Origin of the sequence: Mesorhizobium sp. M8A.F.Ca.ET.165.01.1.1 (assembly GCF_004792065.1) — a bacterium.
GTDB lineage: Bacteria > Pseudomonadota > Alphaproteobacteria > Rhizobiales > Rhizobiaceae > Mesorhizobium.
Genome location: NZ_SRTH01000001.1, coordinates 845,231 through 863,629 on the forward strand (window position 1 = coordinate 845,231; position 18,399 = coordinate 863,629).

The window sequence follows — 18,399 nt, forward strand, 5'->3', positions numbered from 1 at the left end:
CCCATTTCTTTTTGGACACGCACTGTTTGACCTTCCGGACGTGGACGGTCTTGGCCGATGCCTCTACATGATCGCTGACACAGCGAAAGGACGATCATGGGTCAGCTCAATGCCGGTATCGTGCCGGTCACTCCGTTCCAGCAGAACTGCACCATCCTGTTCGACATGGACGACAAGCACGGCGTGGTGGTCGATCCCGGCGGCGACATCGACAAGGTGCTGGCGGTGTTGAAGGACAATGCGATCACCGCCGAAGCGATATGGATCACGCATGGCCATATCGACCATGCCGGCGGCGCCATGGAGTTGAAGGAGGCGCTCGGCATCGAGATCATCGGCCCGCATGAAGCCGACAAGATGCTGCTCGACAATCTGGAAAACCAGGGCAGGCGCTACGGCATCGACGGCGTGCGCAATTGCGTGCCCGACCGGTTCCTTGCAGAAGGGGAAACTGTGTCGTTTGGCGGCCATGTGTTCGAGGTGCTGCATTGCCCCGGCCACGCGCCCGGCCATGTCGTCTACTACAACCGCGCCGCCAAATTCGCCCATGTCGGCGACGTGCTGTTTCGCGGCTCGGTCGGCCGCACCGACCTGCCGGGCGGCGACCATGCGGCACTCATCGCCTCGATCAAGGACAAGCTGTTGCCGCTCGGCGACGACATCGGCTTCATTTGCGGCCATGGCCCCGGCGGGCGCTTCGGCGAGGAACGGCGGACCAATCCGTTTTTGACCTGAATGAATGAGGTCTGGACCGCCCTGGGTTCGAAAGCCCAACAAGCCGACAACAAAAAAGCGCCGGCCTTGCGGTCAGCGCTTTTTGTCTGGGGCAGGGAAGCCTCAGTTGGCGGTGCAGAAATGCTGTTCGCCGTCGCTGCCGGTGAAGGTGCCGGTGCGGGAATTGAAGGTGCGGTAGCGATCCGAGCAATACTCGTACCAGCCGCGCGTCCAGGGTTCGGCGTAGCGGTCGGCATAGACCACCTGCGGTTCCACATAGTAGCGGCGGACCGGAGCCGGGCGCACGAGCACCTGACGATCGTAGTAACCGTCATCGTAATAACGGTCGGAATCGGGCGGCGGCCGGTCATTGGCCAATGCGCCACCAATCAGCGCGCCGGCGGCAAGGCCGAGAACGCCGGCTGCCACAGCGTCGCCATTGCCATGGCCGTGATGGTGCCAACGGCGCCAGTCATCGGCATTGGCTGCCGAAAAGGTCCCCAGCGTGGTGGCGACCACGGCGGCGGACAGCACGGCTGTCTTGAAAATGCGGTTCATCTTGGTCTCCTTCGTACCGGGCCGTGCAGGTCTGCAGGGGATACGGTCCGGCTTTACCAGTGACTAATATGAGACCGTGGCTGAACGGGGGCTGAACGAAATTTTGACCACGCGCATTCTTTCACGGCATCAACAGCCGCACCCTCGGGGCGCGGACCTGACCTGCCGGAGCCGGCGTCGTCCGAAGCCGGCTCAGCCGACCGACAGGTTGACGGCCTTGGGTCCCTTGCCGCGCTTGTCCGGCTCGGTGTCGAATGTCACTTTCTGCCCATCTTCGAGACCGGGAAGACCCGACGCCTGCACGGCCGAAATATGCACGAAGACATCCTTCGCGCCATCATCCGGTGTGATGAAGCCGAAGCCCTTGGCATGGTTGAAGAATTTGACGGTGCCGGTCTGCGGCATGGGAAGCTCCTTTGATCCCATAAACTCCAGTCTCGGGCCGGCAAATGCCCGAGAGGAAATTTGTCCTTTATTTTAGCGTCATCGGCAAGAGAAAGTTTTGCGGGCACTTAAAGCCCGCCGCGCTTTAAGTGCTTGTTATGATGCGCGTCATTGGCCGGAACCCGGATGAACTTGCCGGTAACATGCGTTCATGCTGCACTGCTGACATGAAAAAGGCGCGGCGAAAACCGCCGCGCCTTTCAAAAATCTGTCTGCCTGCCCAGGTGCTGGTCAAGCTCCTCGTTCGCTCATCCGCCTGGGACGTGCGGTGCGCCGATCGCTCAGGCTGCGCGCAGGTTGACCGCTTTCGGGCCCTTGCCCATGCGGTCCGGCTCGACGTCGAAGGTGACCTTCTGGCCGTCGACGAGCGTGCGCAGGCCCGAGGCCTCGATCGCTGAAATGTGGACGAACACGTCCTTGGCGCCGCCGTCGGGCGTGATGAAACCGAAGCCTTTGGTTGCATTGAAGAATTTAACGGTGCCGGTCTGGGCCATTGGGGAAACTCCTTCACCCGTTCAGTCTTGGTGGTCCTGCCCGCCACCTGGCGTCGAGGGCAGTTCCTGGTGGTTGCTTTCGGCAGTCATGCATTGGCGCATGGTCAAACCCCCCGCCGAAAAACGGGGCCGTCAGAGATTCACAGTATCGGGGAAAGGTCGTCCAAAACGTTCCGCTCTCCGGGTCGCAAATGCCCGAACACAGAATTTATCGCACGGAAACGTGAAGGTTGCAAGATAGCGCCGCGGGCCGCCGCCATGGGCGCATCCCGACGCATAAATCGACCGATCAAAGCGTCGACCGGCCGCAGATAGGCTTCGTTGGCCGAGGGGTCATCGGCCCACAGCCCCGGTCATGCATGGGCCAGAAGCGATGATTGCCGGCGACGCGGCGGACCCGACCGATCCCGCTGTCATTTCCCGATAGAGGCCGCGGGCGGGGTTGCAATCGACAGTGGAATGGCGAGGATCATGCCATTGGCGACTGATCTAAATCTTGTTTTGAGCGATATCATTGTCAGCGAACCGCCAGGCAGTCTTGGGCGGTATGCACCGGACGGGGATCGAGGGAGAGACGATCATGAAGTTACTTGCGGCAATCTTTTCACGGCAGGGTTTTAGCGTCCTGTTCCTGTCGGCAATTCTTGCCGCCTGTACGGTCGTCGTCGATGACGGACCGCGCCCGCGTCCGCCGCGCCCCGAACCGCAATTCTGCACCAAGCAGTACGAGCCGGTCTGCGCCCGGCGCGGCGACGATCGCCAGACCTTCGCCAATGCCTGCCTTGCCGACAGGGCGGGTTACCGCATTGTGCGCGATGGCCCCTGCCGCGATGGTGGTGTTGGTGGCGGCCAGCAGGCCTTCTGCACCCGCGAATACGCGCCGGTGTGCGGCCGCCGGCATGGCGAGATGCGCACCTTCCCCAACGCCTGCGAGGCCCGCGCCTCGGACTATCGCATCGTCGGCGAAGGGCCGTGCTGAGAACTACCTTCCCTCCTTGTCGAAGAAGCGGAAATTGCAGTTATTCTTCCACGCCGACATAAGCCTTGGTCCTGAGCAGGCCGGCCAGATGAGCGGCGTTTGAAGCCGCCATTTCGATGGCTTCGGCGACCTTGTCGGGAGTCTTCGGCAGGTCGACATAGTTGACGTCGCCCATGGCTTCACCGACCCAGTAGACGCCGCCATTGGCGGGGATGGTGAAGCCGACGTCGTTCAGCGCCTGGAAGCATTCCGCGTGGCAGTGATGCGCGCCGTCCTCGTTGCCGACGATCGCCACCAGCGCCACCTTGCCGGCGGCCGGCATGCGGCCCTTGTCGTCGGTTTCGTCGAGAAAGGCGTCCATGCGTTCCATGACGCGCTTGGCGATGCTTGACGGCTGGCCCAACCAGATCGGCAGACCGAGGATGAAGATATCGGCGGCGACAATCTTTTCTCGCAGGCCAGGCCAGTCGTCGCCCTTGCCCATGTCGGAGAGCACGCCGGGCTTGATGTCGTGATCGACAGCCCGCACGACCTCGCCCTTCACGCCATGCGGTTTGAGCGCTGCGAGCAGATCGGCGATGATCTTGTCCGTGGACGATTTTTCCTTGTCGCCGGAAGCTTTCAGCGAACAATTGATGGCAAAGGCGGCAAGGGGCATTGCGGAACTCCTGCATAGGGTTGTGCACGCTCAACGTCACAAGGCGCTTGCGGTTGCGCGGCGGGCGAGATCCAAACATGGCTGCCTAGGCAGGATACGCCCCATCGGCGGGTCCTGCATAAAACTCGCTGCCGTGCTCGTCGGAAATGCGCAGGCGGTCGGGGGTTTGCGGCATGGACAGGCTGTGGAACAGCGCGGTGGCGCATTGCAGCGCCGCACGCAGGGTCGGCGCCTCCAGCGACACCTTGTCGAGCGTCGCTTCCTCGGTGTCGCGCGACCGGTAGAATTCGATTACAAAGTTCAAGCAAGCCTCCGGGCGGAATATTGCGTGAGCATGTTGCGTCAGTCCATTGTCTGCTCACGGCAGCGGGTGTGCGCACTCAGCGCCGCTCGGGCTATCAACCCTTGGACTTCGGCTTCAAGCCGCTCTCCGCCTGCTTGACCGACGAGCCGAACGGGGAGGCAGGCTTGGCCACCACCTTGTCCTTCTTCAGCTTGCGCACCTCGCGATTGCTTCGCTGCTGACCCTTGGACATGACTGCTCCTGATGCGCGTTGGCTGGGCGTGTCGGCTGGCTTTCCGCTCAGGTGACCGGATTGTCGGCCAGTTCGAGATTGTCTTCCGTGGTGACCCGTTCGTGGGTCTCCTGCTCGCTGCGGATACGGTATTGCGGGGAACCGTCCTTGACCGGCAGCCTGCTCTTGATCTCGAACAGTTCCGCGGTCTTGCTGAGCAGGCCGGTCCGGCTTTTCATGCGCACGGTCTGGCCGATGGCGAAGAGATGCGAGGGCGTGTCGGTGCGCGGACGCGCATTCTGTTGGAAACGGATCATGCTGCATTCTCCCGGTCGCGCATCAGCGCGGTTTCGAGGTCCATGTAGTCGATGGCGACAAGCTGGCTGGTGGGCGGGTTGTTCATCGCCCTTGCCGGCAGATGGATGAAGGTGGCGATGCGGCGCCAGGCAAGCCGCGACATGCCATCGATCAACTCTTCGTCGTGATCGATGTCGTAGTCGCCAGCCGGCAGTTGTCCTTCCAGGCCACCGAGCACGAACGGTGCGGTGAAATGGGCGATGGAGCGGGTGGTGCGGTCCGGCATTGTCCTGGCCTTGATATTTCCCCGCCTCATGGCGTCACGTAAACAGCGGTCTGAGAGCAAAAAAGTGGGGACACGACGAATGTGCCGCGCGTCCGGTACCGGCAATTTGGAATGAGATTGGCGGGTCGAAAACCTCCGACGCCGCGAGATGCCAATTCTGGCCCAAACGATATCTCCCATATAGCTCAACTTTGCGCTCTCTTCAAGAAGAATTGTTGAATTACCCGCCTCGGATAGAAAAATAGACCTCTATAAACTTTCGAACAATTCCGTTATGGTTCAAGATATTTCTAAAAGTTTCTTGGAAACACGCCGAGTTTTTCCTTGACGCCCGTACTTTTTATTTTTTCTGAAAAGGATAAAATCATGGTTTCAGTCAGAACCTCGAAAGGGAAGACGGTGGCGATCAATCCGATCGTCAAGCCAATCGCCACATACGCCAATGGCGCCGCTGGAAAGCCGATGGCCGTCCAGTCGGCGCGGCTGACCATCAGAAGCGACGAGGCGGCAAGGCGTACGATCTCCGACACCGACGGCACCGTCAGGCGGGCCAGGCAGGTTGCCGAGACCAACCGCCTGATCTGACCGCTTTCGCGGCGATGTAGGGCACAGAACCAAGCAAAGCCTTGAACGTGCCGCGCCGATGGCCTAGATCGCGGGCAGGCGCGAAAACACGGCAGGTGTCCCATCAACAGAGATCAGAGAAGAGCGGCGGGTGCGGGAGCTACGTCTGGCGCGGCCAAGTCTGGCGCCGGAGGACGGCCGCCGCTGGGCCTCGACCAGTATGTGCAGCAGGCGCTGCAACTGCATCAGGCCGGGCGCCGGCAGGAGGCCGAGGCGATCTACCGGCAGGTGCTGGCGCGTCAGCCCAAACACGCGGCCGCGGCGCATTTCCTCGGCTTGCTGCTGCACCAGACCGGGCGCAGCGAAGAAGGCATGGATTTCCTGGAGCAGTCGGTTCAGCTGCAGCCGACGAACCCCGACTTCCTCAACAATCTCGGCACGGTGATGCGCGATCTCGGCCGCGTCACGGCGGCGATCGATTTCTTCCGCGGCGCGGTGGACCTGCGGCCGGAGCAGCTCGCGGCGCGCGACAATCTCGGTTCGTCGCTGAAGCAGATCGGCCGGTTCGAGGAGGCCGAGGACATCTATCGCGGCACAGTGCAGCGCAATCCATTCCACGTGCGCGCGCGCATCGGGCTTGCCGAAACCCTGCAGGAAGCCGGACGCCTCGACGAGGCACTGGCTGTCTTCCAGGAGGCCCTGACCATTCGCCCCAAGGATGCCGACCTGTTGCACGGGCTGGGCGTCGGGCTGATGGAGAAGGGCAAGCTCGGCGAGGCGACAGACCTGTTCCGGCAAGCGGTGGCGATCCAGCCCGGCATGGCCCGCGCATGGCTGATGCTGACGCAGGTCAAGCGCCAGAAGGAGCGCGATGCCGAATTGGCCGGTATGGAGGCGCAGCACGCCAAGGCGCCCCAGGACAGCCTGGCACGCATGCAGCTGTCGTTTGGCCTCGGCAAGGCCAATGACGATCTCAAGGATTACGGCAAGGCCTTCGACTACTTCGCCGAGGGCAATGCCATCCGCCGCAAGGGCATCGACTATGATCCGGTGAAGACGCGTGCCGAATTCGAGGCGATGAAGACCGTGTTCGATGCCGGCTTCTTCGAGAAGCACAGGCCGAGCCCGATCACCGACGATGCGCCGATCTTCATCGTCGGCATGCCGCGTTCGGGCACGACGCTGGTCGAACAGATCATCGCCAGCCACCCCCAGGTTTATGGCGCGGGCGAGCTCAGCATCCTGAAGACGGCGGTCGGCAGGCAGTTTCCGTCGGACATGCCGGGCGGCTTCCCCTGGGGCGTGGCCGACACCGACGATACCGATTTCGCCGAGGCGGGGCAGGCCTATCTCGACATGCTGCATGCCCGCTATCCGCATATGCGCCACGTCACCGACAAGATGCCGGGCAACTTCCTGCTCGTCGGCTTCATCCGCATGATGCTGCCGAAGGCCAGGATCATCCACTGCGCCCGCGATGCGGCGGCGACATGCCTGTCGATCTACAAGGTGCATTTCCGCGGCGACAGCCACCGCTATGGCTATGACCTCGGCGAACTCGCCGATTTCCACAATCTCTATACCGACATAATGGCGCATTGGCACAAGGTGCTGCCCGGCGTCGTGCACGATGTGCGCTACGAGGACTTCGTCGCCGACCAGGAAGGCCAGAGCCGGGCGCTGATCGACTATCTCGGCCTGCCATGGGACGATGCCGTGCTGTCGTTCCACGCGACCGACCGGCCGGTGCGCACGGCATCCGCCGCGCAGGTGCGCCAGCCGATGTACCAGGGCTCGGTCGATTTGTGGAAGCGCTACGGCGACCGGCTGAAGCCGCTGCTCGACAAGCTGGATTAGCGAGCGGGTCGCGGAGATGCCCATCAGCTTCGTCATCCTAGGGCGAAGCAGGAGCGAAGCTCCGTCGCGAAGACCCTAGGATCCATGCCGCGACCTCGATCGAAGAATGCCGCGGGGCAGAAGTCTTCGCCGTTTCCGATATTTTGACGTTACGGCACGGATCCTATGGTCTACGCCGCGTCGCTTCGCTCCTTGCTCCGCCATAGGATTGTTTGGGCGCATCCCCCTCGGCGAGGGCGCGCACGCTAAGCTTATTCAGTCGGTGCGTTCATTGCCCAGGCGACGCCGAAGGGATCCTTCACCTGGCCCCAGCGGTCGCCCCAGAACATCACCTGCAGCGGCGTGACGATCTCGCAGCCGGCGTCGACGGCGCGTTTCCACCAGGCGTCGATGTCATCCTTGCCGAGATGGAGCTGCAGCGTATAGCCCTGCGCCGCCTGGTGCGGATGGCCGTGTTCCGGATAGGCGTCGCCGAGCATCAGCGTCGAGCCGTTGATGTAGAGATGGATATGCATGGTGCGGCCTTTTTCATCCGCCGGATAGGCAAAGACTTCCTCGGCCCCGAAAGCCTTCTTGTAGAATTCGGCGGCCTTGATGGCGCCGTTGACCTGCAGATAGGGGGTCAATCCGCCAAGTACTTTGGCGCGGGGCGGGGTCTGGTCGGTCATTCTCGTGTTCCTCTTCACGTTTGGCATGGCCTTGCGGATCATAGGACGGATGAGGTGACGCCAATCCTACAGGGCCCGAAAATTTTTCGCCGCGGCCGGATCATCGGGCACCGGCCGGCTTTTGAGGCCGGTGCATGCTGCGGCTGGCCATGGTCATATGACCTTGGCCGAGGACGTGGCCGCGCGACGGCTGTCGCGGGCATCGAAGATTTCCGGAAAGCCGATATCCTTGCGCAGTTCGGCCGGCAGCGACAAAAGGATGCGTTCGCTGCGGTGACGGGCGCGCGCCGCGGCATACCGGGTTGCGATGCCGCCGATGGATGACAGGACGGACATGATGACTTCTCCCTGGGTTGGCGCCGGCATCATCGTGTCGGCATCCCAAGGACGAGGCAGCAACGGGCGATCCGACAGATTGTCGAATTTTTTCTCTGTTACCGGCGCGGCGCCCTTACGTCAGGCAGCAGTCTCCAATCGTTCGATCGTTTCAAGGTCGGCTCTCTTGGCCTTCCCCTCGACGGCGAGGTCATAGCTTGCCTGCATGTTCATCCAAAACTGCGGCGTGGTCCCAAAAAACTTCGCAAGGCGCAGTGCGGTATCGGGCGTTACCGGTGTCGTCTCGCTGGCTAGGCGCTCGATGCGCGTGCGCGGCACATGAAGCTTTTTGGCCAGCGTGTAAGGCTTCAGACCAAGCGGTATGAGATACTCTTCGCGGAGAATTTCTCCGGGATGGATGGGCGGGTTGATATCAAGCATTTGGGACCTGCCTTCAATGGTAGTCGGTTATTTCAACATCTTCTGCTTGCCCATCCACCCAGCGAAAGCAGATGCGAAACTGATCGTTGATGCGGATCGAATGCTGACCGGCACGGTTGCCTTTCAACGGCTCAAGCCTGTTGCCGGGAGGCGTCTTGAGATCTGACAGTTCGGCGGCGTTGTCGATCATGTACAGCTTCCGTTGGGCCGGTCGGACAAGATCCGAAGGGAAGCCCTTTGGAGCCTTGCCGTTCGAAACGGCTTGGCTGGTCTTGTCCTTGAACGAGCGAATCATCCGTGGGGTTCCGACGGACGTACCATGACATGATACGTTTCAGGAATCAAGAGTACGTCTCATGATACCAAAGGTGCGCCCTGTCAGTGACAGGCTGAAACTTCATCGGCAATGCATCTTCGTCGCCGCTCAGCCGGTTCCTTCAGCCACTTCGCGGAAGAAACGCTCCGGGTCTTCGACCTCGGTCAGCTTCCGCTTCTCGATCAGCCAGAAGCGGTTGCCGACGGCACGGATGAAGGAGCGGTCGTGCGAGGCGAGCAGGCAGCTTGCCTGGTGCTTCAGCAACTCCTCCTCCAGCGCTTCCTGGCCGTCTATGTCGAGATGGTTAGTCGGCTCGTCGAGCAGGTAGAAGTTGGGATTGGCGAGCCTGAGCGCCAGCATCATCAGCCGCGCCTTCTGGCCGCCCGACAGCACACCGATCCTTTTCTCCTGTATCTCGATGACCACGCCGGCGCCGGCGAGCAGCGAGCGGGCGCGCTGTTCGCCGACATCGTAGCGGCGCGAGACCATGGCCAGCGGCGTGTCGTCGCCGCTGATGCCGGATAGCGCCTGATCGCTGTAGCCGAGCACGGTCGACGGCGTCACCTTCACATTGCGCACCGCATCCTGTTCGAGGATGGCGCTGCGGATCAAGGTGACGAAGCGCGATTTGCCGACGCCGTTGCGGCCGAGCAGCACGATGCGGTCGCCCTGGCAGATGTGGCGCTTGCCGGTCCTGAACAGCAGCGTGCCGTCGGGCGTTTCCACCGCCGCGTCGTCGAGCGTGATCAGCACCTTCGCGTGCGTGCCGCGATTGGCGAGTTTGATCGCGCCCGCCGATTTTTCGCGATGCGCCGGATTGGCTGCCTCTTCGAGCTTTTCCGCGCGCTGGTTGAGCTGCTTGGTCTTGACCGTCAGCAGGTCGCTGCCCGAATTGATGCCGAGATTGTTGAGCTTGGCCGCCTGCCGGCGCAATTGCTGCGCCACTTTCATGTCGCGCTGGAATTTTCGCTCGGTCGAGGCGTCGACCTCGTCCAGCGCTTCCCGGGCCCGTGAGTAGGGTAGCGAAAACACCGGCGACTGTTCCGGACGCAGGAACAGCGTGCGGTTGGTGGTGGCGTCGAGGAAGGCGCGGTCATGGCTGGCGATGATGACGGGCACGTCGCGCGGCAGCGCGTTGAGCCAGGTTTCCAACTGGCTGATGCGGGCGAGGTCGAGATGGTTGGTCGGCTCGTCGAGCAGCAGCACGTCGGGATCGGTGACCCAAACGCGGGCGATCAGCGCCAGCCGCTGCCAGCCGCCGCTCAGCGCCCGCATCTCCCGCTCGCGCATTGGCTCGGGCACGTCGAGCGAATCGAGGACCACGTCGACGCGCCACATCTCGCTGTCGGTCTGCTCCGGTGGCAAGGCATCCGCCACCACCTGGTAAAAAGTACTGCCGAGCAGGGCAGGGGCAACGGACTGTTCGACATGGCCGACGCGCAGGCCGCGCGTGCGGGTGATGTCGCCCGTTGTCGGCTCCAGCTCGCCGGTCAGGCATTTCAACAAGGTCGACTTGCCGCGGCCGTTGGCGGCAACGATGCCGAGCCGGTCGCCAGTGCCGATGCTGAGGTCGAGATTGGAGAAGAGCGGCGCACTCATGGTGACGCCGAGGGATTTGAGGCTGATCAGGGCCATTTTCGATTTCTCTGGTCTGTCCGGAAAGTCCGGGTCAATGCACTTTGACGGTGCGCGTGCCGGCTATCAGGCCAGGCGTTGCACACCACGAAGGGCAGACCAAAAAATCGAAGCGGGAAAAAAACCCGGACCGTCCCTGGTCAGCCCTGCAAGCTAGCTCGCAGGGCAGAAATCGGGCCACGCTGACGATGGTGACGAAAAAACGTAAACACGTGAGCCCTCCTTTCGAGACGTTCGAGTGTGACGACTGGCTACACCAAAGGCGGGGCTGATGGCAAGGCCACCGCTTTCGCGCGGCGCGGGAAGGGGTCCAGCACCAGGATGCAGCCGCAGATGATCGCCACCGCGCCGAAGCCTTGGATGACGGTCAGCGACTCGCCGAGCAGGATCGTTCCGGTCAGCACGGCGATCGTGGTCACGGCGAATTCGACGCTGATCGTCCTGGTTGCACCGATTGAGGCCACCAGCCGGAAATAGACGACATAGGTCAATGCGCTCATGACGCAGGCCAGGATCGCCAGGTAAAGGAAGTCGACGGGGCGCGGAATGGCCGGCACCGGCACGACGAGCAGCAGCGGCAGCGTCATCAGCCCACCGAACAGGAAGGCGGCGCTGGTGAGTTCCAGCGAGCCGGCCGAGCGCAGATGGCGATTGGCGTAATTGCTGCCGAAGGCGGCCGAGAACGAGCTGAACAGCGAGGCGGCGCAGCCGGTCGCAAAGGATGCGGTGACCGGAACGGCGGGGAAGCCGACCAGGACGACAATGCCGGCAGCGCCGAGCAGCAGCCCGCCCAGGCCACGAACAGTGATGCGCTCAAGCCCCCAGAGCTGGCCGATGATCATCGAGAACAGCGGGATCGCGGCAACCAGAATGGCCGCCATGGCCGTGCCGATGCGCGGCGTGGCATAGGAAAGGCCGATCAGCTGAGCGGCGACGGTCGTCGCGCCGACCACCGCGAAGTGCCGCCAGCCGGCGCTGAAATCCAGCCGTCGCCGCGTCGCGGCGGCAAGCAGAAAGAGCGTGCTGCCGGCAATCAGCGCGCGCAAGGTGACCGCGCCGACCCAGCCGAATGCGTGCACCACCTTGAGCAGGACCAGAAAGGACAGGCCCCACGTGACGGCCAGGAAGATGTAGGCGGCGATGTCTCTGGGTTTCATGGGGGTGGGCCGTGCGGGAGTTTGGTTTCCGAGCGGAGGAGCCAATGCCAAGGCCCGTATAGGTTCGTCCCATGACTGGCAAGGTGCCAAGAAGAGCTGATCTATGATGGAGGGACAGCGCCCCCCTCCTGCCGGACATCTCCCCCACAAGGAGGGAGATTGGCAGCTTGTGCGCCTCGCTCATTCCGCGACGTTGGAGATTGGCGAAAGCAAAGATGATATCCGATCTCCTCGTGGGGGAGATGTCCGGCAGGACAGAGGGGGCGCGAAGGATCGCTACTTTCCCGGTCTGCCTGTCTTGCCAGGCCGGCGCTTTTCGCGGCGGGCGTCGCCTGGGTCCTCGTAGGAGCCGATGCCGGTGCGCTCGCGCTTGACCGGCTTCTCGCCTTCGATCGGCGTCTCCGTGCGCCGCACGGTCATTTCGTCGAGTGAGTTCTTCTTGAACAGCGGTTTGGTCGCGTCGCCCGGGATGCCGAAATCGGAGCCGTGCGCCTCTTCGGCCGACTGCTTCTTGAACAGCGAGCGCGACACCGCGCCTGACGGGGTCGGCATGTCGGTACCGGGGCCCATATCGTCCAGCGACGGCTTGGCGAACAGCGGCTTCTTCACCGGTACGGCGCCGCCGGCGCCCATCTCGTCGAGATCGGGCTTGCGGAAGAGGTTGGGCCGGGCGGCCTTGGCCGCCTCTTCGGCGGCACGTGCCTGGTCGAGCTTGCGGAACCGCTCCTGTTCCTCAGCCGTACGATGCTTGGCCACGCCCTTGTTGTGCTTGCCTTTTTCGCGGCCCGAGGCCGGACTTTGGCCTTCCACCTCGCGCGCCAGCGGATCGTCGGAGATCGACAGTTCCATCTCGCGCAGCCGCTTGATCTCGTCGCGGATGCGGGCCGCCTTCTCGAAGTCGAGATTGGCGGCGGCGTCGCGCATCTGCTTGTCCAGCGCGTCGAGATGGGCTTTGAAATTGTTGCCTATCATGGCGCCGGCGCCGTCGGTGAACTGCGAGATATCGGCGCGGACATGGTCCTTCTCGTAGACCGAGTCGAGAATGTCGGAGATCCGAGACTTGACCGATTCCGGCGTGATGCCGTTGGCGGCGTTCCACTCCATCTGCTTTTCGCGGCGACGGTTTGTCTCGGCCATCGCCCGTTCCATCGAGCCGGTGACCTGGTCGGCGTAGAGGATGACCTTGCCGTCGACATTGCGGGCAGCGCGCCCGATGGTCTGGATCAGCGATGTCTCCGAACGCAAAAAACCTTCCTTGTCGGCATCGAGGATGGCGACAAAGCCGCATTCGGGAATGTCGAGACCTTCGCGCAGCAGGTTGATGCCGACCAGCACGTCGAAGGCGCCGAGGCGCAGGTCGCGCAGGATCTCGATGCGCTCCAGCGTGTCGATGTCGGAATGCATGTAACGAACGCGCACGCCCTGCTCGTGCAGGTATTCGGTCAGGTCCTCGGCCATGCGCTTGGTCAGCACGGTGACCAGCGTGCGGTAGCCGGCGGCCGTCGTCTCGCGGATTTCGCCGACGACGTCGTCGACCTGGCTCTTGGCCGGGCGCACTTCGACCGGCGGATCGATCAGGCCGGTCGGGCGGATGACCTGCTCGGCGAAGACGCCGCCGGCCTGCTCCATTTCCCAGGCGCCCGGCGTCGCCGAAACGGCAACCGAAAGCGGCCGCATGGCGTCCCATTCCTCGAAGCGCAGCGGCCGGTTGTCCATGCAGGAGGGCAAGCGGAAGCCGTATTCGGCCAGTGTCGCCTTGCGCCTGAAGTCGCCGCGATACATGCCGCCGATCTGCGGCACGGTGACGTGGCTTTCGTCGATGAAGACCAGCGCGTTGTCGGGAATGTATTCGAACAAAGTCGGCGGCGGATCGCCAGGCTGGCGGCCTGTGAGATAGCGCGAATAGTTCTCGATGCCGGCGCAGGAGCCGGTGGCTTCCAGCATTTCGAGGTCGAAGCGGCAGCGCTGTTCCAGCCGCTGCGCTTCAAGCAGCCGGCCGGCGCGCTCGAGTTCCACCAGCCGGTGCTTGAGCTCTTCCTTGATCGACTTGATCGCCTGGTTGAGCGTCGGGCGCGGCGTCACATAGTGCGAATTGGCGTAGATCTTGACGCTCTTCAGCTCGCCGGTCTTCTGGCCGGTCAGCGGGTCGAATTCGGTGATCGCCTCGATCTCGTCGCCGAACATCGAGATGCGCCAGGCGCGGTCTTCCAGGTGGGCGGGGAAGATTTCGATCGTGTCGCCGCGCACGCGGAACGAGCCGCGCACGAAATTGATGTCCTGGCGCTTGTACTGCTGGGCGACGAGGTCGGCGAGCAGGGCGCGCTGGTCGAGCCGGTCGCCGATCTGCATCTGGAAGGTCATCGCCGTATAGGTCTCGACCGACCCGATACCGTAGATGCAGGACACCGAGGCGACGATGATGACGTCGTCGCGCTCGAGCAGCGAACGCGTCGCCGAATGGCGCATGCGGTCGATCTGCTCGTTGATCGAGGATTCCTTCTCGATGAAGGTGTCGGTGCGCGGAACGTAGGCTTCCGGCTGGTAATAGTCGTAGTAGGAGACGAAATACTCCACCGCATTGTCGGGGAAGAATTTCTTGAACTCGGAATAGAGCTGCGCGGCCAGCGTCTTGTTGGGGGCCAGGATCAAGGCAGGGCGCTGCGTCTCCTCGATCACCTTGGCCATGGTGAAGGTTTTGCCGGATCCGGTAACGCCGAGCAGCACCTGCGTGCGGTCGCTGTTGTCGACGCCTTCGACAAGATCCTTGATGGCGGTCGGCTGGTCGCCCGCCGGTTCGAAGTCCGACACCATCTTGATGGCGATGCCGCCTTCGGATTTCTCCGGCCGGGCAGGGCGGTGCGGCGTCCACAGCACGCCGTCCTTGTGCAGCGGATTGCCGGATTCGATCAGAGCCGAGAGCGCTGCCACGGTGGCGGTGACGCCACTGGACGACATCGTCTCGGCTTCTTCCAGCGAGATGTCGAGCCCGGCGACCGGATTGAGGCCGGCCGCCGTGCGTTCGCGGGCCGACGCGGCGCCGCCCATCGAGGTGCCGCGCGCGGTGCGGCCCGGCGCCGCGGAGCGCTCTGGAATCTTCTTCGGCGACTTGGCGCCGCCGCCTTTGCCCGCGGCGCGGCCTTCCCGTTCAGCCTCCTGTTCGATCTGCTCGGCCCAATCCGCGATCGAACCGGTTAGCGGCGTGCCCGTCAGCTCAGCCTGCGGCATCTCGGCGAAGCCGCCCTTGTGCAGCGGCTCGGACGCGTCGAGGAAATCGGTCAGCGGGCTGCGCCGCTTCGGCGCGGCGCGGTCGTCATCCGCCGTCGGCGGCGTTCTTTTATCGGGGGATTTGGCCATGTCCCGAATATGGGAGGTCTTGGCGAAAATGGAAAGAGCGCGATGAAGGCTGGCCGGCGGGCGCGTCATGCTCCTGACAGAAGGCTGTCAGGAGGTGTCGGTGGGTTCCGCCTTATCTCAAGCGCCGCTTCCGTTCGACGCGACCCGGGTCGCCGATCCCTTCAGGCGATCCACTACGACGAGGCGTGTAACCCTGCCCTTCTTGAAGGCGGCGAGGAAGCGGGCATAGTCCCGGAAGACGACGCAGCCATTGGATTCGGCGCGGCCGCCGCGCAGCATGTAGGTATGCGCGAGGAGGCCGTTGCGGTTGTATTTGTTGCCGCCGCTCGTCGGTGTCAGGCGGATCGCCTCGACGCCGTGGAAGCGGGATTCGCGCAGCGACAGATTGTAGGTGTCGGGCGGCGTCGGACCACGGTCCTTCACGTGGACATAGCGCGGCTGGTCAACCATGGCGCCGAGGCCGGAATGCGCTTCGAGCCGCTGGCCGTCCGGCATGTAGACGGTCTTGGCGCTGATGTCATAGACGGCCACGCCATGGCCAGCGCCGCTTCCGGCACTGGGGCCGTTGAACAGGTTCCTGAACGCCTGGCCGAGGCCGCCCGCAGGGGTATCCGGCTTGGCATAGGCCAGCACGTCGCCGTTTTCGCCGGAGCGGCCCTGGCGGGCAGGCTGCCTGGCCACCTCGACCGGCTTTGCCTGAGGTGCAGGCTTCTGTGGCAGTGCCTTGGGCTGCGGAGCCGGCTTGTCCTGCTCCACGACCTTGGGCTGCGGAGCCTCATATTGCGGGCGGCGGGTCGGCAGCGGGACGCCGTCGGTAAGCGCATCCGGCAGCGAGGCGGCGTCGCCGGGCTGTTCCTGCTGGGTCTCCACCGGCGCAACCGCGACATCGGGTGAGGATTCTGTCATCGGCAGCGGCGAGGCGAAGGCTTCGTCCTCGACCGGCATCGACTCGACGAGGGCAAGCGCCAGCTGCGCGTTGTCGGGCGTTTCCGACTGGGCAAAGCCCGTCGGCGCCGGCGCGGTCTGCACGACGGAACCCGTATCGGCGCGGGCGAAGCGTTCCGCCGCCGGAGCCGGCATGTCGTTGGACAGGCTGGCCATGACCTGGACGGACGGCACGAGAGACGCCTCGGTGACTTGCTGGGCGGCGGTGGAAATAAGGGGATGGGTGCTGGCTGGGGCCGCCGGCTTTCCCGCACCGGCGAAGGCGGCGGCAAGCTTTGTCGGCGACAGCGACGCTTCCATCAGCTCGAAGCGTTGCTGCGATTTCGACTTCGCCGGCGTTGGTTTGACCTGTGCCACCAGACGCGCGGATTTCTCCGCCTTGGAGGTTACCGCGGCCAGCTTGAAGCAGCTGGCGCCGCACTGTACGGCATGGTCGTGCAGCGCCTGCGCGCCGCCATGGGCATTGGCCATCACGAACGGCGCCGAAGAGCTGAGGAAATGCTGTTTCAGCGGATCGGCGAGAGCGAGAACGCCCGGCATGGACAGCGTCTGCGGCAGGCCTGCCGACGTCGCCGAGAGCGAGGCGCCGACGGAGCTGAGGCCGGCCATGGTGCCGATCAGCCATAGGCCGACGGCAACGCCGACGCCTGGCACAGCGACCCAGGGGACAACCCGTTCAGGGGTGAAGGATGAGGCACGTGACGCTTCGACAGCGGTCTCGCCGCCCCAACGCCTGTCCCCGACAATTTTACGACTCAAGAACGCCATGCAACCAATCTTGCTCCAATCGGCTCCCACGTCCGCGGCTGTGATAGCCGCGACGACCATTCTGTGAGTGATCCCAGGTGGTCCCCGACGCGTTTGCCGCGCCTGTCGTTAGTTGCCGATTGCTTCAAAATATGGACAAAGTTGGTTAACCAATCCCTCTCAAAACCAATCGAGAGACGTGGACTTTGTGCCGAAAAAGGCTCGTCCACGACCATGCACGCGGTATTGCAGCCCTTCCAAGGCTGTTTTGCTGCCTGTTTTTGCCTGTCGAGTCAAGCAAAACAGCCCTTGCTAATCCTTGCAAAAACACGATCGAGCGCTTCCCGCGGCAATGAGGCGCGCCGACAGGCATCGGCCGCGCCGCCGCGAACGCCACCGGGTGCCCGCGACTACTGTTGCCGTCCTGCCACAATTTTTCGGCCTGGCGGATCGACTTCCGGCGGCCGATTGACTCGTTTTGGGAGGCGGTGCAATCCGGTCAAGTGCTTGGTTTCAAGGTGGCAAAGGTCACCTTTGGAGGCTTTTCCATGAAGCGTCGGGACTTCTTGGCGCTGTCGGCGGGAGCCGCGGCGTTTTCCATTCTTCCGGCCGCCGTCAAGGCTGCCGTGCCGGTTCCCTATGACCGCAATGCGGAGGTGCCGTTCAAGGATAAGAAGTCCTTCATCGACTGGATGGTGGCCAATCGCGGCGAGGATCCGAAGTTGCTGGCTGAGCGATTCGATCGCTTCCAGATCATGGTCTACAACAAGGACGTGCTGGACGATCGCAACAAGCGCGCCTTCCTGCTGACCCCGCGCGAGGAGTTCGTGCTGCCGCAGAACCTGGGCCGCGCCTATGATCATGCCTTCCTCGATATCGGCTATGGCGTGACGATTTCAGGCCCGCACCTGGTCGGGCGCATGACGACGGCCATCGACGTGCAGTTCGGCGAAGCCGTGCTCGAGATCGGCACCGGCTCGGGCTACCAGTCGGCCTATCTGGCCAACCTCACCGACAAGGTGCACACGATCGAGATCATCAATCCGCTGGCGCAGCGCACCCGCCGTATCTATGACGGGCTGATCGAGCGCGGCTACAGCGAATTCGGCGCGGTCACCAGCCGCAATGCCGATGGCTATTATGGCTGGGAGAGCGTCGGTCCGTTCGACAAGATCATCGTCACCTGCGGCATCGACCATATTCCGCCATCGCTGCTGCAGCAGCTCAAGCCCAATGGCGTCATGGTCATTCCCGTCGGTCCGCCGGGCGCCCAGCATGTGCTCAAGGTGATCAAGCAGCAGCTTGCCGACGGCACGTTCAACATCGTCCGCTCGGACATCTATAACGGCAAGGTGGTGCCTTTCGTGCCCTTCACCAAGCTGGAAGGCGACCAGATCGTCGGCACGCATAACGGCTGAGTCGCCGCGCGGCGGCACCGGCCTTGCTGAATTCGCA

The 18,399-nt window shown here is 63.3% G+C and carries 21 protein-coding genes; 5 read left to right on the forward strand and 16 right to left on the reverse strand.

What is annotated here, in order from left to right; genetic code table 11:
* Positions 1-96: 96 nt before the first annotated feature.
* Positions 97-735 (forward strand): MBL fold metallo-hydrolase, encoded by a 639-nt coding sequence (locus EN808_RS04040; protein ID WP_127278401.1) that lies wholly within the window; start codon positions 97-99, stop codon positions 733-735.
* 102 nt (positions 736-837) lie between these two features.
* Here EN808_RS04040 and EN808_RS04045 read toward each other — a convergent pair whose 3' ends face one another.
* The 3 genes from EN808_RS04045 to EN808_RS04055 form a co-directional block, all read right to left on the reverse strand.
* Entirely contained in the window at positions 838-1,272 is a 435-nt protein-coding gene (locus EN808_RS04045) for a BA14K family protein (RefSeq protein WP_127869750.1), read from the reverse strand.
* Between the two features lie 192 nt (positions 1,273-1,464).
* Entirely contained in the window at positions 1,465-1,677 is a 213-nt protein-coding gene (locus EN808_RS04050) for a cold-shock protein (RefSeq protein WP_008877668.1), read from the reverse strand.
* Positions 1,678-1,997: 320 nt separating this feature from the next.
* Positions 1,998-2,210: a cold-shock protein gene (locus tag EN808_RS04055; protein ID WP_006202520.1), complete on the reverse strand. Its 213-nt coding sequence runs from the start codon at positions 2,208-2,210 to the stop codon at positions 1,998-2,000.
* A 580-nt stretch (positions 2,211-2,790) separates the two neighbouring features.
* Here EN808_RS04055 and EN808_RS04060 point away from each other — a divergent pair.
* Entirely contained in the window at positions 2,791-3,189 is a 399-nt protein-coding gene (locus EN808_RS04060) for a Kazal-type serine protease inhibitor (protein ID WP_135915199.1), read from the forward strand.
* A gap of 40 nt (positions 3,190-3,229) precedes the next feature.
* On the opposite strand, the gene EN808_RS04065 is transcribed toward EN808_RS04060, so the two are convergent.
* The 5 genes from EN808_RS04065 to EN808_RS04080 all read right to left on the reverse strand — a co-directional run bounded on the left by EN808_RS04065 (position 3,230) and on the right by EN808_RS04080 (position 4,945).
* Entirely contained in the window at positions 3,230-3,847 is a 618-nt protein-coding gene (locus EN808_RS04065; protein ID WP_127278404.1) for an NAD(P)H-dependent oxidoreductase, read from the reverse strand.
* 85 nt (positions 3,848-3,932) lie between these two features.
* Entirely contained in the window at positions 3,933-4,151 is a 219-nt protein-coding gene (locus EN808_RS04070; protein ID WP_127278405.1) for a hypothetical protein, read from the reverse strand.
* 94 nt (positions 4,152-4,245) lie between these two features.
* On the reverse strand, positions 4,246-4,383 hold the full coding sequence (locus tag EN808_RS36200; RefSeq protein WP_189524054.1) for a hypothetical protein: 138 nt from the start codon (positions 4,381-4,383) through the stop codon (positions 4,246-4,248).
* 47 nt (positions 4,384-4,430) lie between these two features.
* The gene (locus EN808_RS04075) at positions 4,431-4,679 is read right to left on the reverse strand and encodes a hypothetical protein (protein WP_127278406.1); all 249 of its coding nucleotides are present in this window, start codon (positions 4,677-4,679) and stop codon (positions 4,431-4,433) included.
* Positions 4,676-4,945 carry a hypothetical protein gene (locus EN808_RS04080; protein ID WP_135881196.1) on the reverse strand — a complete coding sequence of 90 codons (270 nt, stop codon included), beginning with the start codon at positions 4,943-4,945 and terminating at the stop codon, positions 4,676-4,678. The genes EN808_RS04075 and EN808_RS04080 overlap by 4 nt, the downstream gene beginning before the upstream one ends.
* 366 nt (positions 4,946-5,311) lie before the next feature.
* Here EN808_RS04080 and EN808_RS04085 point away from each other — a divergent pair, with 366 nt between their 5' ends.
* Positions 5,312-5,530 carry a hypothetical protein gene (locus EN808_RS04085; protein ID WP_127869747.1) on the forward strand — a complete coding sequence of 73 codons (219 nt, stop codon included), beginning with the start codon at positions 5,312-5,314 and terminating at the stop codon, positions 5,528-5,530.
* A gap of 201 nt (positions 5,531-5,731) precedes the next feature.
* Positions 5,732-7,366 (forward strand): sulfotransferase, encoded by a 1,635-nt coding sequence (locus EN808_RS04090; protein WP_127278409.1) that lies wholly within the window; start codon positions 5,732-5,734, stop codon positions 7,364-7,366.
* Between the two features lie 251 nt (positions 7,367-7,617).
* Here the strand turns inward: EN808_RS04090 and EN808_RS04095 are convergent, their stop codons facing one another.
* The 8 genes from EN808_RS04095 to EN808_RS04130 all read right to left on the reverse strand — a co-directional run bounded on the left by EN808_RS04095 (position 7,618) and on the right by EN808_RS04130 (position 16,965).
* Positions 7,618-8,034: a glyoxalase/bleomycin resistance/extradiol dioxygenase family protein gene (locus EN808_RS04095; protein WP_127278410.1), complete on the reverse strand. Its 417-nt coding sequence runs from the start codon at positions 8,032-8,034 to the stop codon at positions 7,618-7,620.
* Between the two features lie 153 nt (positions 8,035-8,187).
* Complete coding sequence (locus tag EN808_RS04100; RefSeq protein WP_135915200.1) at positions 8,188-8,370, reverse strand: hypothetical protein; 183 nt, start codon at positions 8,368-8,370, stop codon at positions 8,188-8,190.
* Positions 8,371-8,490: 120 nt separating this feature from the next.
* Positions 8,491-8,790 carry a HigA family addiction module antitoxin gene (locus EN808_RS04105; RefSeq protein ID WP_127278412.1) on the reverse strand — a complete coding sequence of 100 codons (300 nt, stop codon included), beginning with the start codon at positions 8,788-8,790 and terminating at the stop codon, positions 8,491-8,493.
* Positions 8,791-8,803: 13 nt separating this feature from the next.
* A complete protein-coding gene (locus EN808_RS04110) occupies positions 8,804-9,085 on the reverse strand; it encodes a type II toxin-antitoxin system RelE/ParE family toxin (RefSeq protein WP_135856120.1) in 282 nt (93 codons plus the stop codon).
* A 129-nt stretch (positions 9,086-9,214) separates the two neighbouring features.
* On the reverse strand, positions 9,215-10,741 hold the full coding sequence (locus tag EN808_RS04115; protein WP_135915201.1) for an ABC-F family ATP-binding cassette domain-containing protein: 1,527 nt from the start codon (positions 10,739-10,741) through the stop codon (positions 9,215-9,217).
* A 251-nt stretch (positions 10,742-10,992) separates the two neighbouring features.
* Positions 10,993-11,898: a DMT family transporter gene (locus EN808_RS04120; RefSeq protein WP_127279688.1), complete on the reverse strand. Its 906-nt coding sequence runs from the start codon at positions 11,896-11,898 to the stop codon at positions 10,993-10,995.
* A 276-nt stretch (positions 11,899-12,174) separates the two neighbouring features.
* Positions 12,175-15,252 carry an excinuclease ABC subunit UvrB gene (gene uvrB / locus EN808_RS04125; protein ID WP_135915264.1) on the reverse strand — a complete coding sequence of 1,026 codons (3,078 nt, stop codon included), beginning with the start codon at positions 15,250-15,252 and terminating at the stop codon, positions 12,175-12,177.
* Between the two features lie 117 nt (positions 15,253-15,369).
* Positions 15,370-16,965: a DUF2778 domain-containing protein gene (locus tag EN808_RS04130; protein ID WP_127869742.1), complete on the reverse strand. Its 1,596-nt coding sequence runs from the start codon at positions 16,963-16,965 to the stop codon at positions 15,370-15,372.
* A gap of 527 nt (positions 16,966-17,492) precedes the next feature.
* Here EN808_RS04130 and EN808_RS04135 point away from each other — a divergent pair.
* Positions 17,493-18,362 (forward strand): protein-L-isoaspartate O-methyltransferase, encoded by an 870-nt coding sequence (locus EN808_RS04135; RefSeq protein ID WP_135867468.1) that lies wholly within the window; start codon positions 17,493-17,495, stop codon positions 18,360-18,362.
* Positions 18,363-18,399: the final 37 nt, after the last annotated feature.

Excerpts from the sequence above, each read along its gene's own strand:
- EN808_RS04040 (WP_127278401.1), top strand. The coding sequence starts at position 97 with ATGGGTCAGCTCAATGCCGGTATCGTGCCGGTCACTCCGTTCCAGCAG.
- EN808_RS04045 (WP_127869750.1), bottom strand. The coding sequence starts at position 1,272 with ATGAACCGCATTTTCAAGACAGCCGTGCTGTCCGCCGCCGTGGTCGCC.
- EN808_RS04050 (WP_008877668.1), bottom strand. The coding sequence starts at position 1,677 with ATGCCGCAGACCGGCACCGTCAAATTCTTCAACCATGCCAAGGGCTTC.
- EN808_RS04055 (WP_006202520.1), bottom strand. The coding sequence starts at position 2,210 with ATGGCCCAGACCGGCACCGTTAAATTCTTCAATGCAACCAAAGGCTTC.
- EN808_RS04060 (WP_135915199.1), top strand. The coding sequence starts at position 2,791 with ATGAAGTTACTTGCGGCAATCTTTTCACGGCAGGGTTTTAGCGTCCTG.
- EN808_RS04065 (WP_127278404.1), bottom strand. The coding sequence starts at position 3,847 with ATGCCCCTTGCCGCCTTTGCCATCAATTGTTCGCTGAAAGCTTCCGGC.
- EN808_RS36200 (WP_189524054.1), bottom strand. The coding sequence starts at position 4,383 with ATGTCCAAGGGTCAGCAGCGAAGCAATCGCGAGGTGCGCAAGCTGAAG.
- EN808_RS04075 (WP_127278406.1), bottom strand. The coding sequence starts at position 4,679 with ATGATCCGTTTCCAACAGAATGCGCGTCCGCGCACCGACACGCCCTCG.
- EN808_RS04080 (WP_135881196.1), bottom strand. The coding sequence starts at position 4,945 with ATGCCGGACCGCACCACCCGCTCCATCGCCCATTTCACCGCACCGTTC.
- EN808_RS04085 (WP_127869747.1), top strand. The coding sequence starts at position 5,312 with ATGGTTTCAGTCAGAACCTCGAAAGGGAAGACGGTGGCGATCAATCCG.
- EN808_RS04095 (WP_127278410.1), bottom strand. The coding sequence starts at position 8,034 with ATGACCGACCAGACCCCGCCCCGCGCCAAAGTACTTGGCGGATTGACC.
- EN808_RS04100 (WP_135915200.1), bottom strand. The coding sequence starts at position 8,370 with ATGTCCGTCCTGTCATCCATCGGCGGCATCGCAACCCGGTATGCCGCG.
- EN808_RS04105 (WP_127278412.1), bottom strand. The coding sequence starts at position 8,790 with ATGCTTGATATCAACCCGCCCATCCATCCCGGAGAAATTCTCCGCGAA.
- EN808_RS04110 (WP_135856120.1), bottom strand. The coding sequence starts at position 9,085 with ATGATTCGCTCGTTCAAGGACAAGACCAGCCAAGCCGTTTCGAACGGC.
- EN808_RS04115 (WP_135915201.1), bottom strand. The coding sequence starts at position 10,741 with ATGGCCCTGATCAGCCTCAAATCCCTCGGCGTCACCATGAGTGCGCCG.
- EN808_RS04120 (WP_127279688.1), bottom strand. The coding sequence starts at position 11,898 with ATGAAACCCAGAGACATCGCCGCCTACATCTTCCTGGCCGTCACGTGG.
- uvrB (WP_135915264.1), bottom strand. The coding sequence starts at position 15,252 with ATGGCCAAATCCCCCGATAAAAGAACGCCGCCGACGGCGGATGACGAC.
- EN808_RS04130 (WP_127869742.1), bottom strand. The coding sequence starts at position 16,965 with ATGGCGTTCTTGAGTCGTAAAATTGTCGGGGACAGGCGTTGGGGCGGC.
- EN808_RS04135 (WP_135867468.1), top strand. The coding sequence starts at position 17,493 with ATGAAGCGTCGGGACTTCTTGGCGCTGTCGGCGGGAGCCGCGGCGTTT.